This window comes from Thalassospira sp. NFXS8, assembly GCF_040148805.1.
GTDB lineage: Bacteria > Pseudomonadota > Alphaproteobacteria > Rhodospirillales > Thalassospiraceae > Thalassospira.
The window spans coordinates 487,711-506,827 of sequence record NZ_JAGEMF010000001.1; the positions used below are offsets into that span (position 1 = coordinate 487,711).

At 53.2% G+C, this 19,117-nt stretch carries 16 protein-coding genes; 11 read left to right on the forward strand and 5 right to left on the reverse strand.

What is annotated here, in order from left to right; all coding sequences use genetic code 11:
• Nucleotides 1–20 precede the first annotated feature (20 nt).
• Nucleotides 21–221, forward strand: coding sequence for a heavy-metal-associated domain-containing protein (locus tag J4E05_RS02240; RefSeq protein WP_085595399.1), 201 nt, complete (start codon nucleotides 21–23; stop codon nucleotides 219–221).
• A gap of 99 nt (nucleotides 222–320) precedes the next feature.
• On the opposite strand, the gene J4E05_RS02245 is transcribed toward J4E05_RS02240, so the two are convergent.
• Nucleotides 321–1,529 (reverse strand): MFS transporter, encoded by a 1,209-nt coding sequence (locus tag J4E05_RS02245; protein ID WP_349592072.1) that lies wholly within the window; start codon nucleotides 1,527–1,529, stop codon nucleotides 321–323.
• A 117-nt stretch (nucleotides 1,530–1,646) separates the two neighbouring features.
• On the opposite strand from J4E05_RS02245, the gene J4E05_RS02250 reads away from it, so the two are divergent.
• Entirely contained in the window at nucleotides 1,647–2,417 is a 771-nt protein-coding gene (locus tag J4E05_RS02250; protein ID WP_349592074.1) for an AraC family transcriptional regulator, read from the forward strand.
• Between the two features lie 64 nt (nucleotides 2,418–2,481).
• A complete protein-coding gene (locus tag J4E05_RS02255; protein ID WP_349592076.1) occupies nucleotides 2,482–3,015 on the forward strand; it encodes an NADPH-dependent FMN reductase in 534 nt (177 codons plus the stop codon).
• A gap of 66 nt (nucleotides 3,016–3,081) precedes the next feature.
• On the opposite strand, the gene gatB is transcribed toward J4E05_RS02255, so the two are convergent.
• The 3 genes from gatB to gatC are packed head-to-tail and all read right to left on the reverse strand — an operon-like array spanning nucleotide 3,082 to nucleotide 6,308.
• Nucleotides 3,082–4,536: an Asp-tRNA(Asn)/Glu-tRNA(Gln) amidotransferase subunit GatB gene (gatB, locus tag J4E05_RS02260; RefSeq protein ID WP_349592077.1), complete on the reverse strand. Its 1,455-nt coding sequence runs from the start codon at nucleotides 4,534–4,536 to the stop codon at nucleotides 3,082–3,084.
• Between the two features lie 3 nt (nucleotides 4,537–4,539).
• Nucleotides 4,540–6,018, reverse strand: a complete 1,479-nt coding sequence (gene gatA / locus J4E05_RS02265; RefSeq protein ID WP_349592079.1) for an Asp-tRNA(Asn)/Glu-tRNA(Gln) amidotransferase subunit GatA — start codon at nucleotides 6,016–6,018, stop codon at nucleotides 4,540–4,542.
• Entirely contained in the window at nucleotides 6,018–6,308 is a 291-nt protein-coding gene (gene gatC, locus J4E05_RS02270) for an Asp-tRNA(Asn)/Glu-tRNA(Gln) amidotransferase subunit GatC (protein ID WP_085591379.1), read from the reverse strand. The genes gatA and gatC overlap by 1 nt, the downstream gene beginning before the upstream one ends.
• A 258-nt stretch (nucleotides 6,309–6,566) precedes the next feature.
• Between gatC and ruvX the strand changes: the two genes are divergently transcribed.
• Complete coding sequence (ruvX, locus tag J4E05_RS02275) at nucleotides 6,567–7,112, forward strand: Holliday junction resolvase RuvX (RefSeq protein WP_349594632.1); 546 nt, start codon at nucleotides 6,567–6,569, stop codon at nucleotides 7,110–7,112.
• Nucleotides 7,113–7,182: 70 nt separating this feature from the next.
• Here ruvX and J4E05_RS02280 read toward each other — a convergent pair whose 3' ends face one another.
• Nucleotides 7,183–8,007 carry a VOC family protein gene (locus J4E05_RS02280; RefSeq protein WP_349592081.1) on the reverse strand — a complete coding sequence of 275 codons (825 nt, stop codon included), beginning with the start codon at nucleotides 8,005–8,007 and terminating at the stop codon, nucleotides 7,183–7,185.
• 270 nt (nucleotides 8,008–8,277) lie between these two features.
• On the opposite strand from J4E05_RS02280, the gene J4E05_RS02285 reads away from it, so the two are divergent.
• From J4E05_RS02285 to rnr, 7 genes are all read left to right on the forward strand, one after another.
• The gene (locus J4E05_RS02285; RefSeq protein WP_349592083.1) at nucleotides 8,278–9,201 is read left to right on the forward strand and encodes an AEC family transporter; all 924 of its coding nucleotides are present in this window, start codon (nucleotides 8,278–8,280) and stop codon (nucleotides 9,199–9,201) included.
• Nucleotides 9,202–9,360: 159 nt separating this feature from the next.
• Nucleotides 9,361–10,323 carry an aspartate carbamoyltransferase catalytic subunit gene (locus J4E05_RS02290; RefSeq protein WP_371455583.1) on the forward strand — a complete coding sequence of 321 codons (963 nt, stop codon included), beginning with the start codon at nucleotides 9,361–9,363 and terminating at the stop codon, nucleotides 10,321–10,323.
• A complete protein-coding gene (locus tag J4E05_RS02295) occupies nucleotides 10,320–11,654 on the forward strand; it encodes a dihydroorotase (RefSeq protein ID WP_349592085.1) in 1,335 nt (444 codons plus the stop codon). Before J4E05_RS02290 ends, J4E05_RS02295 begins: the two co-directional genes overlap by 4 nt.
• A gap of 2 nt (nucleotides 11,655–11,656) precedes the next feature.
• Complete coding sequence (gene plsY, locus J4E05_RS02300) at nucleotides 11,657–12,322, forward strand: glycerol-3-phosphate 1-O-acyltransferase PlsY (protein ID WP_349592087.1); 666 nt, start codon at nucleotides 11,657–11,659, stop codon at nucleotides 12,320–12,322.
• Between the two features lie 64 nt (nucleotides 12,323–12,386).
• Complete coding sequence (gene dprA / locus J4E05_RS02305) at nucleotides 12,387–13,703, forward strand: DNA-processing protein DprA (RefSeq protein ID WP_349592089.1); 1,317 nt, start codon at nucleotides 12,387–12,389, stop codon at nucleotides 13,701–13,703.
• 163 nt (nucleotides 13,704–13,866) lie between these two features.
• Entirely contained in the window at nucleotides 13,867–16,527 is a 2,661-nt protein-coding gene (gene topA / locus J4E05_RS02310) for a type I DNA topoisomerase (protein WP_349592091.1), read from the forward strand.
• Nucleotides 16,528–16,611: 84 nt separating this feature from the next.
• The gene (gene rnr, locus J4E05_RS02315) at nucleotides 16,612–19,017 is read left to right on the forward strand and encodes a ribonuclease R (protein ID WP_349592093.1); all 2,406 of its coding nucleotides are present in this window, start codon (nucleotides 16,612–16,614) and stop codon (nucleotides 19,015–19,017) included.
• The last annotated feature ends 100 nt before the right edge of the window (nucleotides 19,018–19,117 follow it).

Sequence of the window (19,117 nt, forward strand, 5' to 3'; positions counted from 1 at the left end):
CAAACGGATGGAGAATTGCCATGCTGAAGCTAAAAGTCGAAGAAATGAGCTGTGGCCACTGCGTCAAAGCCGTCACCGAAGCTGCCAATACGGTCGAGAATGTCGACAATGTTGAAATTGATCTTGAAGATGGACTGGTGACCATAACCGGCACCCCCGATAGCTCCGCCGTCATCACCGCTATCAGCGAAGCCGGATACCCGGCCCGACAAATCGCCTAGGCTGTCTTTACAAACAAGCAGATCAAACAGCAAAGGCCGCAATGCCAGCGGCCTTTGCCTTGCACAATCGAGTGTCGATCAGAAATTAACTATCCACCGTCAGGCATGATGCCGACCTTGATCCAGATTTGGCAGCAAAGCCGCCAGAAAACCGATTGCCGGTAAAAACGCACAGACCTTGTAAACAAAGGATATGCTGGTCCAGTCGGCAAGAACACCCAACAGGGCCGCCCCAATCCCGCCCATGCCAAAAGCCAGACCAAAAAACAAACCCGATATCATGCCAACCCGGCCCGGCACCAGTTCCTGTGCATAAACAACAATTGCTGAAAATGCTGATGATAGAACCAGACCAATAATAACACTGAGCACAATGGTCGTGGTCAAACCGACATAGGGCAACAACAAGGCAAAAGGCAACGTTCCCACAATCGAAACCCAGATCACTTTTTTGCGGCCTATACGATCACCAACCGGCCCGCCAATCAAAGTTCCTGCTGCAACAGCCGCCAAAAACACAAACAGGTAAATCTGCGATTGTTGCTCTGCCAGCGTAAACCGCTCCATCAAATAAAAGATATAAAAGCTGGTGAAGCTGGCCAGATAAAACCACTTTGACAGCATCAGACAAAACAGCACAGTTAAAGCCCGTGATACCTGCGGACCGGTTAAATGCGCATGCACAACCCTGGTCCGTTTTGCCGGAGGCTTTGCATGGCCCTGGCTTTTATACCAGTTGCCCAACCCCACCATAATCACCATGCCGACCAATGCGACCAGTGCAAACCACGCCAGACTTTTTTGCCCGTTTGGCAGCACAATAAATGCGACCAGCAACGGTCCGATCGCCGACCCGACATTCCCGCCAACCTGAAAAATAGACTGCGCCAAACCATGCGCCCCACCCGATGCCAACCGCGCCAGACGCGATGATTCGGGATGAAACACCGATGACCCCGTCCCCAGCAACGCGCTTCCACATAAAAGCATGGCAAAGTTGGTGGAATAGGCCAAAACCAAAAGCCCTAGCAACGACACCCCCATACCAAACGACAGTGAATAGGGTTTTGGTTTGCGATCGGTATAACTGCCGACCAACGGCTGAAGCACCGATGCCGTCACCTGATAGGTCAATGTTAAAAAACCAAGCTGGGCGTAGCCAAGATCAAACCCGCCTTTGAAAATTGGATATGCCGCCGTAAACAACGACTGAATCATATCATTTAGTAAATGACAAAAACTGGCTGCTCCCAACACCGAATAGGCTGTTTTCACCTGCCTTGGCTGACCAGCAATCGCATCGCTCATCCTTGAAATCCTTTGACCCGTCGTTAAACACGCAATGTCGCACTTAAGGATCATTTTAAATAATGGACGATGGCCCGCCACCCGATTAGGGTCATTATATTATTCAAGTGGGCCAAGATGAATTTAACAGATCACAGTCACCAACATTTACATTCCGTTCCCCGACCGGTCATCGCCCTGGGCGTTGATTACCCGGACGGGGAAATCATTCCCCCGCATCATCATAAGCATGACCAGTTGCTTTATGGCCTTACCGGTGTGGTTATGGCAACGACCCCCCACGGCGCATGGATGATGCCACCCCAGCGCGGCATGTGGATACCGGCAGGTACCGTGCATGAGGTTCGCACTCTTGGCGAGGTCAAAATGCGCAGCCTTTATCTAGACCCGGCCATTACGCAAGGGATGCCAACCAGTTGCCAGGTGGTTGGTATTTCGTCTTTTATGCGCAATTTGCTGGAAGAAGCATCTGCCCTCCCCGTCGAATATGATGAAGATGGCCGCGGCGGTGCCCTGATGAACCTGATACGGTTCGAACTGGAACTATTGCCACCGATACCATTATCACTGCCGTTACCTGCCCATAAGGGCCTTGCAAGGCAATGTCACCATTTCCTGCGCGAACCAGAGGCAAACATTACGATTGATCACTGGTGTGATGCACTTGCCATGAGCCGTCGTACCTTTACACGCCTGTTTCGCCGCGAAACCGGGCTAAGTTTTGTCGCGTGGCGGCAACAGGCATGCATTATGGCAGCACTGCCCCGGCTGGCCCAGGGGGATGCCGTTACAACCATTGCCCTTGACCTTGGATATGACAATCCCGCAGCATTCAGTGCGATGTTCAAACGCATTTTAGGAACAACGCCAAGCCTGTATCGACCCTGAACCGGCAAAACCATTATCATCCAACAGCCGCAACTATCCCGCATACGGTATTTAAGAGGGCATTTTGACAAATCAGGTTTTGGCTATTTCCGGAAGCCTGCGTAAAGCATCAATCAACAGCACCCTTTTGCGGGCGGCACAAATCGCTGCAGATAAATTTTGCCTTGAAATCGATATTTATACCGGCCTTGGCGACCTGCCCCTTTTCAACCCGGACCTTGAAGGCCGCGAAGCGCAATCTGTGCTTAATTTTCGGACAAAATTGCGAAGCTGTAACGCCGTTTTAATTGCCAGCCCCGAATATGCCCACGGCGTAACCGGTGTCCTTAAAAACGCGCTGGACTGGGTGGTTGCCAGTGGCGAATTCATGGGCAAACCTGTCGTCGTGCTTAATGCGTCTGGCCGGGCAACCATTGCCCAGGCGGCCTTGATCGAAACGATTGGCACCATGGACGCAACAGTGCTGCATAATGCTTGCCTGACCATTGCGTTAAACGGCAAAAATTATAGTGAAACAGATATCATAACAGCCAGCGACACCGCCCCCACCCTGCAAAAGGCGCTGGACATTCTACGCACCGAATTGCAGCAAAAATAACAATCCATAAACAGCAAAAGCCGCCCCGAAGGACGGCTTTTGTCTCATCACCTATATCCGGAAAACTTATCCCAGAATTTTATCACGCAGCATTTTATTAACCATACCAGGGTTGGCCTTGCCGCCGGTCGATTTCATGACCTGTCCAACAAACCAGCCCAGCATACGGTCTTTACCCGCGCGGATTTCTTCAACCTTGTCCGGGTTCGCCGCAATCACTTCATCAATCGCGGTTTCAATGGCGCCGGTATCGGTGATCTGTTTCAGACCTTTTTCTTCCACAATCGCTTCCGGGTCTTTACCGGTTTCGATCATGATTTCAAAAACGTCTTTGGCAATCCGACCCGAAATGGTGTCATCGCCAATCAAGCCAATCAGTTTGCCAAGGTTTTCTGCCGTAACCGGGCTTTCCGAAACATCAACACCCAATTTGTTAAGCGCACCAAACAGGTTGGTAATCACCCAGTTGGCTGCCATTTTGCCATCACGGCCCTTGGCAACGCGCTCGTAAAACTCGGCCTTTTCCTGCTCGGCAACCAGCACGCCCGCGTCATAGGCTGACAAGCCATATTCACGCATGAAGCGGGCTTTTTTCTCGTCAGGCAGTTCGGGCAGTGTTTTTTCGATTTCGGCAACAAAGGCTTCATCAAAAACCAGCGGCAACAAGTCGGGATCCGGGAAATAGCGATAATCGTGCGCCATTTCCTTTGACCGCATCGACCGGGTTTCACCCAGTTTCGGGTCAAACAGGCGGGTTTCCTGAATAATTTCTCCGCCACCCTCGATTACTTCGATCTGGCGCATGGCTTCAATTTCAATAGCCTGCATCACGAAACGGATCGAGTTCACGTTTTTGATTTCGCAACGTGTACCAAATTCGGCCCCGGCACGACGCACAGAAACGTTGGCATCACAACGCATCGAACCTTCGTTCATGTTGCCATCACAGGTGCCCAGATAACGCACAATCGCGCGCAATTTGGTCAGATAGGCCCCTGCTTCTTCCGGCGACCGAATATCGGGCATCGATACGATTTCCATCAGGGCGACGCCCGAACGGTTCAAATCGATATGCGAATATTTCGGGTCCTGGTCGTGCATCGACTTGCCCGCATCCTGTTCAAGATGCAGGCGTTCAATGCCAACCGCCTTGGTCGAACCATCAGGCATATCCAGAATGATGGTGCCTTCGCCGACAATGGGCTTGTCAAACTGTGAAATCTGATAGCCCTGCGGCAGATCGGCATAAAAGTAGTTTTTACGCGAAAACACACTTTCATGATTAATCCTGGCCTTAAGCCCCAAGCCGGTTTTAACCGCCTGACGCACACATTCGGCATTGATCACCGGCAACATGCCCGGCATTGCCGCATCGACAAGGCTGACATTGTTGTTAGCGTCTGATCCGAACTGGGCCGAGGCCCCGGAAAACAGCTTGGAATGGGAAATCACCTGGCAGTGAACTTCCAGACCGACAACGATTTCCCACGGACCGGTCGAACCTTCAAGAATATAAGTCATGGATCAACCCTCCAGCCCGGCAGGTTTGGCATCAAACCCGGCTGCGGTTTCAAGAACGCCACCAATACGAATGACGGTTTCTTCATCAAACGGTTTACCGATCAACTGCAAGCCAAGCGGCAGGCCGTTATCGGAAAGACCGGTCGGCAAGGACAGGCCCGGAAGCCCGGCCAGGCTGGCCGGAACCGTAAACACGTCATTAAGGTACATCTTAACCGGATCATCGCTGTTTTCACCAATCGCAAAAGCAGCCGATGGCGCGGTTGGTGTCAACACGGCATCAACCGTACCAAAGGCATTGGCGAAATCTTCGTAAATACGACGACGTACTTTCAATGCCTTGTTGTAATAGGCATCGTAATACCCGGCCGACAGCACATAAGTGCCGATCATGATGCGACGCTGGACTTCCTTGCCAAAACCCGCCGCACGGGTTTTCATGTACATTTCATCAAGGCTGTCGCCGTCTTCCAGCACACGCTGGCCGAAACGAACACCATCGTACCGCGCAAGATTGGACGATGCTTCGGCCGGGGCAACGATATAATAGGTCGGCAATGCATATTTGGTGTGTGGCAAGGTGATGTCGATTACTTCCGCACCGGCATCGCGCAGCATGGCAACGCCATCATCCCACAGTTTGGCAATTTCGTCGGGCATGCCATCAACACGGTATTCCTTGGGAATACCAATTTTCATGCCGCGAATATCACCGCTAAGGGCGGCTTCAAAATCGGGAACCGCCATCGGCGCCGAGGTGCTGTCTTTGGCATCGTGCCCGGCCATGGCACCTAACATAATCGCCGCATCGCGCACGGTGCGGGTCATGGGGCCAGCCTGGTCAAGCGAGCTTGCAAAGGCAACCACACCCCAACGCGAGCAACGGCCATAAGTCGGCTTTAAGCCAACAATGCCGCAATATGCCGCAGGCTGACGAATGGAACCACCGGTATCGGTGCCGGTTGCAGCCATCGCCATACGCCCGGCAACAGCGGCAGCCGACCCGCCAGATGACCCGCCAGGAACCAGATCCTTGCCATCCTTGCCCTTCCACGGGTTAATGACATTGCCGTAATAAGACGTAATGTTCGACGAACCCATGGCAAATTCGTCAAGGTTGGTTTTACCCAGCATCACCGCGCCATTGCCAAACAGATTGGCCGTCACGGTTGATTCATATTGCGGTTTGAACCCTTCAAGAATATGCGAAGCAGCGGTTGTTTGCACATTTTCGGTACAGAACAAATCCTTGATCGCAATCGGCAGGCCTTCCATTTTTCCAACATCGCCCTTGGCGCGTTTGGTATCGGATGCCTTGGCCATTTCAAGGGCCTGTTCCGGGGTTTCGGTAATATAGGCATTCAGCTTGCGCTGCGCGCCCATCGACGCAATATGGGCTTCGGTCAGTTCGACCGACGTGTAATCCCCCTTTGCCAACCCGTCGCGGGCTTCGGCAAGGGTCAAATTTGTCAGATCAGTCATTATTCAACCACCTTGGGCACAACAAAACAGCCGGCATCGGTTTTTGGCGCATTGGCCAGCACTTTTTGCTGGATATTGCCATCGGTGACTTCGTCCTTGCGCAACGGCAGGGTCAAATCGGCAACCGAGGTCAGAGGTGCTGCGCCCTCGACGTCAACTTCTTGCAGTTCCTCGATAAAATCGAGGATACGGGTCAAATCACCCGCCAGTTCGCCCAATTCTTCCTCGCTTACTTTAATACGCGACAGGAAGGCGATTTTACGAACCGTTTCCTTATCCAAAGACGACATGGATGAAAGTCTCTCTTAAGGAATGACAAAACACCCGGCGAACGGTCGTCCGCCAGAAACTGAAAATACAAGCCGGAACCTAGCACCGGGAATGACTGGCGGCAAGGGCCGTGCGCCCTACTTTCAACGTTGCCCGGATCACAATGTGTTTTTTACCTGAAATACCTTGCCCGTACCCGCCAAAACGACATGCCTGAAATACCGTTTCCACCATGCTTTGCACTGGTATTTTTGGCGATCTGCGCCTATAAGGTCGCCATGATTTGTAATGATACTCAGGAATTGCTGCGGTACCTTGCACCGGCAGCGCGGATTTTGGGCCTGGACCTGGGCACCAAAACCATTGGTGTTGCGCTTTCGGACGTCGGGCTGCAAATTGCAACGCCCTATAGCCTGATCAAGCGTAAAAAGTTCACACGCGACATTGCCGAACTTTCGGCCATTGTCAGCAAACAGAATGTCGGCGGCATCGTCATCGGCTTTCCGCGTGAGATGGATGGCTCGATTGGCACATCCTGCCACCGGGTTTATGCGTTTGTCGATGAAATGGACAAACACATCGATGTTCCGGTTTTGCTGTGGGATGAACGCCTGTCAACCAGCGCTGTTGAACGCATCCTGATTGGCGAAGCCGACATGACACGCAAACGCCGTGCCGAAGTTGTCGACAAGGCAGCGGCGGGTTACATCCTGCAAGGTGCGCTTGATAATCTTAATCGTCACACCGATCCTGGTTTGGTTGATGACGAAGATGACATCGACGCAGTGAATGACGAAATCGACGCTGACGACAAACAGGGCTAAAATCAGACCTGTTTCATGGCACGATCAGCCATCGTAACGCAGCCTCAGCCAAGCCGCCGAACTGTTTTGTTCAGGCGGCTTTTTGCTGACCGATCACCATCATCACACCAAACATGCGACTGGGGGGCAAAATAACTTCATCCCCGCACTGGATTGCCCCCAAAGACAAGGCGGCCTGTCGAATGGCATCAATATCCTCAACAAGCAAACGAAACCCGGCAAAACCATCGTCGGGCAGAACATCGTCCCCAATCGGGTACTGTGTCAAAAACTCGTCCTGATGTTTTACACGAACAAGACTATCTAGTCCCATTTCAGAAAAGAATTCGTCAACGGCCTCGGCAGCCCAATGGGTTAAAAATATCCGGTCGATAGAGGCTGCACTGTTAACGTGGTTTTGATATGCGGGAAAATAGAAGTTCTCTGCCGGGTGATGATGCTGGCATGAAAAACAGACTGCATGGCACATCAACGGATGGCTGGCAAAAGCCAGCGAGAAACCAAGCTCAACCTGAGCCCCGTCCGGCGTTTCTCCTGTACGCTCAAAATCAAAAACATCGGGAACAGCAGCACCCGCAGCAATAAAAGCGTCACGATCAGCATGTGCATCCTGTGATTGCAATGCAAGCATCGACATGCCTTCGCGCAGGCGCAAAAAATTACGGTTATAAACAGCAAACGAAAACGGCAAATCAATATTGTCCGGGCCGATTTTCTCCGGGTCAACAACCGCCAGAAGCTCCAGATACATATCCCCAAGCTGCACCAGCGCATTACCAGTGCCAAACGGATGAAGAGCCCGCGGCGTAACGGTAAAACCCAACTGACGGTAACGGTCGCAAGCGGCGTCAAGATCCCTGACACACAATACAAGATGATCGATTTTTTTTGACATTACTGCATCCATTTGCCGCCGAACCCGAAACCGGGTGGCCGCGTGCCAGCCGGTTTGCGCGGATAAATGTGCCGGTTCTTAAGGCCTGCGGCAATGTAATTTTACCGCGACCACCCTGTATTGTTTCATTTTCTCAAATTTTGAACAATTCATTCCAATACGAAATATACGCGTCTCACTACGGGCACCATAAATCAACACCTCCTTGCAGTGACGCCTGAACTGCCTTATGCGGATAGTTACCGTTCGCCCCTGTTACAGGACAGTGCCATGCTGCCAATTCTTTCGGCCCTCATCCCGACATTCGGCCTGATTGTGGCCGGGTTTGCCCTGCGACATTGGCGCTTTCTGCCCGATGCGTTTTGGCCAGGCGCTGAAAAACTAACCTATTTCATCACCTTCCCCGCCCTTCTGTTTGCCAATACGGCAAAGGCTGATCTGGGAAGTTTGCCTGTAAGCGGCATTGCCATTGTTATTCTGGGAACAGCATTTGCGATGGCAGCCTTAACACTTTTGGCAAAGCCGGTTTTACGTGTCAGCGATGCGGCATTCTCGTCTCTTTTTCAGGGGGCCATCCGCCCCAATACCTATATCGGCCTTGCCGTTGCGGCCGCCCTTCTGGGTGAACGCGGATTAACGGTTACCGCCCTGTGTGTTGCCCTGATCGTGCCAACCGTTAACGTGCTATCGGTTTTAGCCTGCTCACATTGGGGCGATAACAATCGCAAATCCGGCCTGCTATCGATATTACGCGATGTCATTCGTAACCCGTTACTGGTGGCTTGCGTGCTGGGGCTTGTCGCAAATGCAACAGGTTTAGGTTTACCGCCCATTGCCGGGCCGTTTTTAGAGGTGCTGGGGCGCGCAGCCCTTCCCATCGGGTTGCTTGCCGTTGGTGCAGGTATAGACTTGCAAGCAGCACGTCGCGCCGGGGGACCGGTTGCCGCTTCCACAATTGGCAAACTTGTCCTTAGCCCCGCTATCGCAGTTGCCTTGTCTTTTGCATTTGATATGCCATCGGTCGACATGGCAGCACTGGCGTTTTATGCGGGCCTGCCCTGTTCGGCCAGTGCTTATGTTTTGGCCCGCCTGATGGGTGGAGACGCCAAAATGATGGCCAGTATCATTACCGTTCACACACTTGTCGCCATTGCAACGATGCCACTGTTGGCGATATTGCTACACGCGGCCTGAAACTGGAATAACTCCAATATTTTCGCGCAAAAAGCTGACCGGGCGGACAAGGTAAAATTTGATATTTTACCTTTCCGTAACAGGTGCAATTCGTTATGCTCCGCACGCAATTTTCCAATCAGTGTGCAGTCAAGGAACAAGTGCAACGCCATGAGTGTCATGGGACCAGAGGCGGATCACTATCCGCATCCACATCTTCTGGGGATCGAAGGTTTGACCCCCGGGGAAATCACCCTCATTCTTGATCGTGCCCAGCATTATGCGGAAAAAAACCGCACTGCCGACAAGACCAGCAATATCCTTGCTGGCAGCACGGTCGTTAACCTGTTTTACGAAAATTCCACCCGGACACTGACATCGTTCGAACTGGCCGCCAAACGGCTGGGCGCCGACGTTATCAACATGACGGTGGGTACCAGTTCGGTCAAAAAGGGCGAAACCCTGATCGATACGGCAATGACCCTGAATGCCATGAACCCCGATGCACTGGTGGTGCGCCATAATGACAGTGGTGCGGTTAAACTGCTCAGCGAAAAGGTAAATTGTGCTGTTCTTAATGCTGGCGATGGCCGGCACGAACATCCGACCCAGGCCCTGCTTGATGCCCTGACGATCCGTCGCCACAAGGGCCGCCTGCATCGTCTGACGGTTGCCATTTGCGGGGACATTGCACATTCACGTGTTGCGCGGTCGAACATCCTGTTGCTCAACACCATGGGATCGCGCGTCCGTCTGATTGCGCCGCCAACATTGATCCCGTCTAAAATTGACCGCATGGGTGTTGAAATTTTCCACGATATGGAAGAAGGGCTCAAAGACTGCGACATTGTAATGATGTTGCGTTTGCAGCTTGAGCGCATGGAAGGCAGCTTTATCCCTTCTGTTCGCGAATATTTCCACTTTCACGGTCTGGACCGCGCCAAGCTGGCCAATGCCAAACCCGACGCACTGATCATGCATCCCGGCCCCATGAACCGGGGGGTGGAAATTGACAGCGAAGTTGCCGATGACGTCGAACGTTCTGTCATCCGGGAACAGGTTGAGATGGGGGTTGCCGTGCGCATGGCCGCCCTGGAAATTCTGGTTCAAAACCAGCGAAATCTTGCAGGGGACCGTAAATGATGCCTGCCATTCGCGCCAAAGCCAGCGGTAAAACAGCCTTTGTCAATGTCCGCCTGCTCGATCCCGCAACCGGGTTAGACCAGACTGGCGGCCTGCTGATCCAGGACGGCGTTATTATTGATCTTGGTCCGTCGGTTAACCGTGACACCGTCCCTGCCGATTGCCGTATTATCGAGGGTGAAGGCCGTTGCCTTGCCCCCGGGCTGGTGGATATGCGGGTGCAGCTTCGCGAACCGGGGTTCGAGCACCAGGAAACCATCGAAACAGCAGGGAAATCAGCAGCAACAGGCGGCGTTACCACGATGGTAGCCCTCCCCAACACCGATCCGGTTATTGATGATGTTGCCGGCGTTGAATTTGTTGCCCGGCGTGCACGTAAAGTGGGGCTGGCAAAGGTCTTTGTTTACGGTGCAGTTTCCAAGGGCATTGAAGGCCGCGAAATCACCGAAATGGGACTTTTGCATCAGGCCGGCGCTGTGGCCTTTTGTGACGGGGTTAAAACAATTGCCAGCCCACGCCTGCTGCGCCAGGCACTTTCATACGCCACTTTTTTTGACGGCATGATTGTGCAGCATCCCGAAGAACCGGAATTGTCGCGTGGCGACATGAATAGTGGAGAACTGGCAACCCGGCTTGGGCTTTCAGGCATTTCGCCCCTTGCCGAAGTCATCCAGATCGAACGCGATATTCGTCTGGCCGAAATGACAGGCGGCCGGTTGCACTTTTCGCATATTTCCACCGCAGAATCAGTGTCGGTCATCCGCAAGGCCAAAAAACGCGGCCTGAAAATAACCTGCGATACCGCACCATTTTATTTTGCGCTAAATGAAAATGCTGTCAGCGATTATCGCACATTCGCCAAGCTGGCCCCACCGCTACGATCAGAAGATGACCGTCAGGCAATTGTAATGGGCCTTGTTGATGGCACGATTGATACCATCGCATCCGACCATAACCCGCAGGACCAGGACAGTAAACGCCTGCCTTTTGCCCAGGCTGCCGCCGGTGGCGTGGGCCTTGAAACGCTGTTACCGATTACACTGGAACTTTATCACAACGGCCATATGTCCCTGCTAGAAGCGATTGGTAAAATTACGATCGCACCCGCAACGCTGATGAAACTGACCGGTCATGGTACGCTGAAACCCGGAAGTTCGGCCGACATTGTTGTGTTTGATCCAGACCGCCCGTCCAAGATTGACCCTTATAAATTCCAGTCAAAATCCAAAAACTCCCCGTTTGACGGACGCCTGATTCAAGGGATGGTTCTGCGCACCCTGATTGACGGACGGGAAGTCTTTACGCACACCAGCTGCATTGAAGGTTCATAACCATGGAACTAGACCCCGCCTACAAGGCCCTGTTGATGTCGCTGCAAATTGCCACTGTATGTGGTTATCTGTTGGGGTCGATCCCGTTCGGGCTTGTTTTGACCCGGATGGCAGGACTTGGCGACATTCGTAAAATGGGCTCGGGTAATATTGGTGCTACCAACGTTTTGCGCACCGGCAACAAAACCCTGGCGCTGCTTACGCTGATTGGCGATTGCGGCAAAGGTGCTGCTGCCGCCCTGCTGTTCACCTATTATGTAGGACCCGAACAGGGCATTTTTGCCGGTGCAGCCGCTGTTGTCGGGCATATGTTCCCGCTATGGCTTCGTTTTAAAGGCGGTAAGGGCGTTGCAACAACCCTGGGCACCTTGGCCGCCGTTAATTGGGTTATGGGCCTTGTTGCGGCTTTAACGTGGCTGGTAATGGCCGTTATTTTTCGCTACTCGTCGCTTTCGGCCCTGGTGGCGCTGGCGGTGGCACCACTGGCAGCATTTTACATAGCCCATGATGTTGGCGCCGGATGGCTTGCCCTGTTTCTGGCATTCATTGTCTGGTGCGCCCACCATGCCAATATCCGCCGTTTGATCAATGGCACCGAGCCCAAAATTGGTGACAAGAAAAAAAACGCCGCACAAGAAAGCCCCGAAAGCAACGCGACAAACAACTAACTTGCTGAACCCGCGTCAGAAATGCTTGACGACATAACGTCGGGATGATCACAATCCCGGCGTTATGAATTTGCACACATCACAACCATCACGGCTTCCCCAATCTGAACGGCTGGCACGGGTGCGCCTTGCGCGCAGCAGCCAGATCGGGCCGGTGACTTTTCGCCGGTTGCTGGAACAATTCGGATCTGCGCGAACCGCGATTGATGCCCTGCCAGACATTGCCCGGAAAAGCGGTGCTAAACGCCCGATTGTGATCGCCACCCGCCAGGATACGATTGCCGAAATTGAATCCGCTTTGGCCCTATCGGCCAAACCGGTTATCTGGGGCGACCCGGAATACCCGACCGCCCTTGCTGCCATTGAAGACGCCCCACCCTATTTTTATGTTTTAGGTGATGTCAGCCTGCTCTCTCGCCCGAACATTGGCATTGTGGGTGCCCGCAATGCCTCCCTCGGTGGCTGCCAGTTTGCACGTGGATTGGCGCGCGAACTGACACAAGCCGGGTATAATGTTGTGTCAGGGTTAGCGCGCGGTATCGACGGGGCAGCCCATCAGGGGGCGCTTGATGCATCATTGGCACCTGTTGGCACCAATGGCGCGACAATTGCCGTTGTTGCCGGCGGCGTGGATGTTATTTACCCGCGCGAACATGCAGACTTACATCAACGTATCGCGCAAAGCGGATGTGTTATTTCCGAAATGCCGCCGGGGTTAAAACCACAGGCCCGTCACTTTCCTCGCCGTAACCGGATTATTTCAGGTCTGGCACAAGGTATTATCGTAATTGAAGCAGGACGTAATTCGGGGTCACTGATTACAGCGCGCATGGCGGCCGAACAGGGACGCGATGTTTTTGCGGTGCCCGGTTCCCCGACCGACCCTCGCGCGGCAGGACCCAACAGCCTGATCCGCGACGGTGCCATTTTATGCGACTCCATCGACGCAATTCTAAATGTAATCGGGCATGCCAACACCAATTCGCAATTTGATGCTCCATCCCAGACATTTAATGATGAAACCCGCCCGCCACCGGCAAACAATACGGCCTATAACCTGGATGTTATCCTTGAAGGCCTGATGCGTGACCGGACTTTTGAAAACACGAACAACACCGACGATCACGTTCAAACAACGATCAACCCGGCACAAACTGGCGGCTCTGGTCCTGCGTCATATTCTGTCGCAACGGGCACGGATGGCAGCGATCCAGGGCAAACCTTGTACGATCTGTTATCGTCGGCCCCCATCGCAATCGACAGCCTGATCCGGGCCTCAAATTTACCTGCAAGCACGATTTCAACGCTGTTGATCGAACTTGAACTTTCAGGAAGGGTTGAACGTCACCCCGGAAATAGGGTATCGCGTATCGCTAATTGAGTCTTGTCGTCGTTGAAATTGCCACAATATGCAGTTTCAAGGGCGTTTTGAGACGCAATCCGAACGCATTTCCCGTCATGATGAGATGGGCACTTGCGAAATATATGCATTGCGGCATACCTTTTCCGCCATCAGGCGCAAAAAACCGGACACGTAAAAAGTAATGAATCTTGTCATCGTCGAATCGCCAGCCAAAGCCAAGACGATAAACAAATATCTCGGTGATGATTTTAAGGTATTGGCCTCGTTTGGTCACATCCGCGATTTGCCGTCGAAAGATGGCTCGGTGGATACCGATAACAACTTTGCCATGATCTGGGAAACCGATGGCCGGTCTGAAAAACAGATCCGCGAAATTGCTGCTGCCGCACGCGATGCTGACACCATATATCTCGCAACTGACCCGGATCGCGAAGGGGAAGCCATTTCGTGGCACATCCTTGAAGTGCTGGAACAAAAAAAACTGCTGCGGGGCCGCGAGGTTCACCGCGTGGTTTTTCACGAAATCACCAAAAAAGCCGTTACCGACGCCATTGCCAACCCGCGTGCCCTAAATCAGGAACTGGTTGACGCCTATCTGGCACGCCGGGCACTGGATTATCTGGTGGGTTTTAACCTGTCGCCGGTTTTATGGCGCAAATTGCCCGGTTCGCGCTCTGCCGGTCGTGTGCAATCCGTTGCCTTGCGCCTGATTTGCGAACGCGAAATTGAAATTGAGGCCTTCCGCCCCGACGAATATTGGTCGCTGGAAGCCAATTTTGGCATTCTCGAAGGCAAATTCAGCGCCCGACTAACCCATCTGGATGGCAAAAAGCTGGACAAGCTGGCCATTGGCAATGAAGGCGATGCGAAGCTTGCCAAGGAAAAGGTCGAAGCCCGCAGCTATGCCGTCTCGAAGGTCGAGCGCAAGGACGTCAAACGGCGCCCGCAGCCCCCTTTCACCACGTCTACCCTGCAACAGGAAGCATCGCGCAAATTGGGCTTTGGCACCAAACGGACGATGCAACTGGCACAGCGCCTGTATGAAGGCGTGGATATTGGCGGTGAAACCGTTGGTTTGATCACCTATATGCGTACCGACGCCGTGATCCTGTCATCCGAAGCCCTGGCAGGGGCACGACGCCTGATCGACAAGGATTATGGAAAAGATTACCTGCCGGAAAAACCGCGCAGCTTTGCCAACAAGGCAAAAAACGCACAGGAAGCCCACGAAGCCATCCGCCCGACCGATGTTTTCCGCCGCCCCGATCAGGTTTCGCGCCACCTTGATAAAGACCAGCTGGCCCTTTACACCCTGATCTGGAAGCGCACCGTCGCCTGCCAGATGGAAGACGCCCGCTTTGACCAGGTGGCTGTTGATCTGGCGTCCAACGATAACCATGTTGTGCTGCGTGCCAATGGGTCGGTTGTCAAGTTTGACGGCTTTTTAAGGTTGTATCAGGAAGGCAAGGATGATTCCGACGATGACGACAATGATCGTCGCCTGCCCCCGCTAAAAGAAGGCCAGAAGCCCGGCCTTGAAAAAGTGTCGATTGACCAGCATTTCACCCAGCCGCCGCCCCGCTATACCGAGGCCAGCCTGGTAAAACGCATGGAAGAACTGGGTATTGGCCGACCGTCAACCTATGCCTCGATCATTTCGGTGTTGCAGGACCGCAATTACGTTACTCTGGAAAAACGGCGCTTCATTGCCCAGGATCGCGGACGGCTGGTTACGGCGTTTCTGTCGAAATTCTTTGAACGATACGTACAGTACAATTTTACCGCCGATCTTGAAAACCAGCTGGATGATGTGGCAAACGGGGATCGCGCATGGCGCGAGGTACTGACCGAATTCTGGACGTCGTTCAAGGGCAATGTCGACGAGGCCAAGGAACTCAAGATCACAGATGTTCTTGATGCCTTGCAGATCATGCTGGAGCAATATCTGTTTGCCGAACGTGAAGACGGATCTGACCCGCATAAATGCCCGAAATGTGACGATGGCACCCTCAGCCTGAAGCTGGGCAAGTTCGGTGCCTTTCTGGGGTGCTCGAACTATCCGGAATGCAATTACACGCGTCCGCTGGTCGCCAATGACAATGCAGGTGATTCCGAACTTGATGGTGGCCCCAAGGTTTTGGGCGTTGATAGTGCAACCGGCAAGGAAATTACCCTGCGCAAAGGGCCATACGGCGTTTATGTGCAGTTGGGCGAGGAAGAAACCGTCGAAGGTAAAAACGGCAAGCCCAAAAAGGTAAAACCCAAGCGCACATCCCTGCCCAAGGGGCTGGAGCCCGCCGTTGTCGATTTAACCAAGGCCGAGGAACTGTTAACATTGCCACGCGATGTTGGCGTATACCCGGAAACCGGCGAAGATATTAAAGCCAATATCGGGCGATTTGGCCCCTATGTTCAGGCAGGCAGCACATTTGCATCCCTTAAGGCTGATGACGATGTGCTGACCATTGGTGAGAACCGCGCCATTACCCTGATTGCCGACAAGCGCGAAAAAGCTGGCAAGGAAATTGGCAAACACCCCGATGATAACGAACCGATCCTGCTGGCCGATGGTCGCTGGGGACCGTTTGTAAAACACAAAAAAACCAATGCCAATTTACCACGTGACACCAATAAGGAAGATGTCACACTGGAAATGGCAATTGCAGCGTTAAAAGAGAAAGAAGCCAAGTCGGGTAAAACGACGTCGGCGGGTGCAAAGAAAACAGCCGCGAAAAAAGAACCGGCTAAAAAGGCTGCACCGAAAAAAACCGCTGCAAAGAAACCTGCGGCCAAAAAAGCGACCGCAAAAAAGACACCAACGAAAAAAGCAGCGGCCAAGTAATCATACTGCGCTGCTTTTACCGGACCAGAAGGTGACCATCATTTTCTGGTCCGAAGATATAAAATTTGAAAGGACGCCACAAACTTGGCGAACACACCCGAAGATAAAACACCCTTCCCGACCAAAGAGCAGATTCTTGAATTTGTCGAGATGAGCCCGACGCCGGTTGGCAAGCGCGAAATTGCCCGCGCTTTTAACATCCGTGGCGCGGCCAAAATCGAACTGAAAAAACTGCTTAAGGATCTTAAATTCGGCGGTGACGTGGTTGCAGGACGCAAACGGTTTAACAAACCCGGTCGCCTGCCCCCTGTCGAGGTTTTGGAAATTACCGGCATTGATGAAAATGGCGAGGTTCTGGCCCGCCCCAATGTCTGGAAAGAGCCGTTTGACCCACCAGTGATTTATGTAAAATCCACACGACATGGTGGCCCAAGTGCGCCGGGCATTGGCGACAAAATTTTGGCCAAGCTGCGCTATACCGGCAAAAATACCTATGACGCCAGCATCATGCGCCTTTTGGGCAGCGGACCGCAGAGGGTTTTAGGGCTTTTCCGCCCGAACGAACGCGAAGGCCGTGTTGTGCCGACCGATCGCAAGGACAGCGGCGAAATTGCCGTTCCGTTAGATGATCACCCGGGGCTTGAACCTGGCGCATTGGTGCTGACCGAACTTTTACCTGGCAAACATTTTGGCCTGCGCAAAGGCCGAATTGTCGATGTTTTAGGCAATATAAACGAGCCCAAATCGATCAGCCTTGTTGCCATTCACGCCCGCGGGATCCCGTTTGAATTCCCGCCCGAAGTTGAACTTCAGGCGCGGGAATCAAAGGCAACCCCGATGGGCAACCGTACCGACCTTCGGCAAATTCCGTTGGTGACGATTGACGGTGAAGACGCGCGCGATTTTGACGATGCCGTCTGGGCCGAAGCCGACACCGACCCGGAAAATCCCGGGGGCTGGCATGTCATGGTGGCGATTGCCGATGTGTCATGGTATGTGCGCCCCGACGACGCGCTGGACCGTGAAGCCATAAAACGCGGCAACAGCTGCTATTTCCCGGACCGCGTGGTGCCGATGCTGCCGTTCGAGCTGTCGAACGGCTGGTGCTCGCTTGTGCCGCACGAAGACCGCGGTTGCATGGCCGTTGAAATGTGGCTGAATGCCAAGGGCCAGAAACTACGGCACAAATTTTGCCGGGGCATGATGAATTCTGCCGCCCGCCTGACCTATAACCAGGTTCAGCGAGCCATGGATGGCGACCCGGACGATACAACAGCACCATTGGTCGATCGTGTTATCAAACCATTATACGGTGCCTATCATGCGTTTTTAACGGCACGCGAAAAACGGGGTGTACTGGAACTTGATGTTCCTGAACGCAAGATTGAACTAAACGAAAAAGGCGAGATTATTGCCGTGGCGCCACGCGCCCGTGTCGATAGTCACAAGCTGATCGAAGAGTTCATGATTGCCGCCAACGTTTGTGCCGCTGAAGAACTGGAACGGTTAAAACAGCCTTGCATGTATCGTATCCACGATGCGCCCAGCGAAGAAAAACTTGAAGCTCTGCGCGAGTTTTTAGAAGGTGCCGGATATAAACTGCAACCCGGACCGGTTTTAAAGCCGCGTGATTTTAACCATATTTTGGAACGCGCCAAAGGCACCCCTGAAGCCGAACTGATCAATACGGTGGTGTTACGCAGCCAGTCACAGGCGATGTACAGCCCGGATAATATTGGCCATTTCGGCCTGGCATTGAACCGCTATGCTCATTTCACCTCGCCTATCCGCCGGTATGCCGACCTTTTGGTGCATCGCGCACTGATTGCCGGTTTGCATTTGGGTGAAGGCGCGTTACGCCCCGAAGACGGCGAACGGTTTGAACAGCTTGGCGAGGATATTTCCGGTACCGAACGACGGGCGGCGATGGCCGAACGCGATTCGGTTGACCGTTACGTCGCAGCTTATATGGCAGATCGTGTTGGTGCAGAATTGCCCGGTAAAATATCGGGTGTCACACATTTCGGTCTATTTGTATCGTTGCATGAAACCGGTGCGGATGGCCTTGTACCGATCAGCACCCTGCCCGATGACTATTATGTCCATGATCCGATCAATCATTGTCTGGTTGGGGAAAAACGGGGCAAGACATTCCGCCTTGGCGATGATGTTGTAGTGCGCGTAGCCGACGCCGATGCGGCCACCGGCTCGCTGTCATTGCGCCTGGCTGAGCATGCCGACATCACCAGCCGCGACCTTATTGAACGCCCGCGCTTCAACAAGGGGGGCAAAGGTGCGCCGCGCGGCAAACGCAGCCCTGGCGAACGTAATAACCGCCACGGCGCCAAACCGGGTTTCCGTGCGGCGGCCAAAAACACTGCCGGAAAAGCCGACGCCAAAGGACCAAGCGCAGGCAAAAAGACAACGCCGAAAAAGCAGCGTAAAATACGTGTCGGCAATCGTAATGCGACACCGCCCAAGTCATCCTGATTTAGCGCACTTACCTTATCCAAAACAAAACCCGCATCAAAAACGATGCGGGTTTTGTTGTATAAACACATATTTATACAGATCATTACAGGATCACACC

What these genes read in the sequence shown, in the direction of transcription:
- J4E05_RS02240 (WP_085595399.1), top strand. Translation starts at nt 21, where the DNA reads ATGCTGAAGCTAAAAGTCGAAGAAATGAGCTGTGGCCACTGCGTCAAA.
- J4E05_RS02245 (WP_349592072.1), bottom strand. Translation starts at nt 1,529, where the DNA reads ATGAGCGATGCGATTGCTGGTCAGCCAAGGCAGGTGAAAACAGCCTAT.
- J4E05_RS02250 (WP_349592074.1), top strand. Translation starts at nt 1,647, where the DNA reads ATGAATTTAACAGATCACAGTCACCAACATTTACATTCCGTTCCCCGA.
- gatB (WP_349592077.1), bottom strand. Translation starts at nt 4,536, where the DNA reads ATGACTTATATTCTTGAAGGTTCGACCGGTCCGTGGGAAATCGTTGTC.
- gatA (WP_349592079.1), bottom strand. Translation starts at nt 6,018, where the DNA reads ATGACTGATCTGACAAATTTGACCCTTGCCGAAGCCCGCGACGGGTTG.
- gatC (WP_085591379.1), bottom strand. Translation starts at nt 6,308, where the DNA reads ATGTCGTCTTTGGATAAGGAAACGGTTCGTAAAATCGCCTTCCTGTCG.
- ruvX (WP_349594632.1), top strand. Translation starts at nt 6,567, where the DNA reads ATGATTTGTAATGATACTCAGGAATTGCTGCGGTACCTTGCACCGGCA.
- J4E05_RS02280 (WP_349592081.1), bottom strand. Translation starts at nt 8,007, where the DNA reads ATGTCAAAAAAAATCGATCATCTTGTATTGTGTGTCAGGGATCTTGAC.
- J4E05_RS02285 (WP_349592083.1), top strand. Translation starts at nt 8,278, where the DNA reads ATGCTGCCAATTCTTTCGGCCCTCATCCCGACATTCGGCCTGATTGTG.
- J4E05_RS02290 (WP_371455583.1), top strand. Translation starts at nt 9,361, where the DNA reads ATGGGACCAGAGGCGGATCACTATCCGCATCCACATCTTCTGGGGATC.
- J4E05_RS02295 (WP_349592085.1), top strand. Translation starts at nt 10,320, where the DNA reads ATGATGCCTGCCATTCGCGCCAAAGCCAGCGGTAAAACAGCCTTTGTC.
- plsY (WP_349592087.1), top strand. Translation starts at nt 11,657, where the DNA reads ATGGAACTAGACCCCGCCTACAAGGCCCTGTTGATGTCGCTGCAAATT.
- dprA (WP_349592089.1), top strand. Translation starts at nt 12,387, where the DNA reads ATGAATTTGCACACATCACAACCATCACGGCTTCCCCAATCTGAACGG.
- topA (WP_349592091.1), top strand. Translation starts at nt 13,867, where the DNA reads ATGAATCTTGTCATCGTCGAATCGCCAGCCAAAGCCAAGACGATAAAC.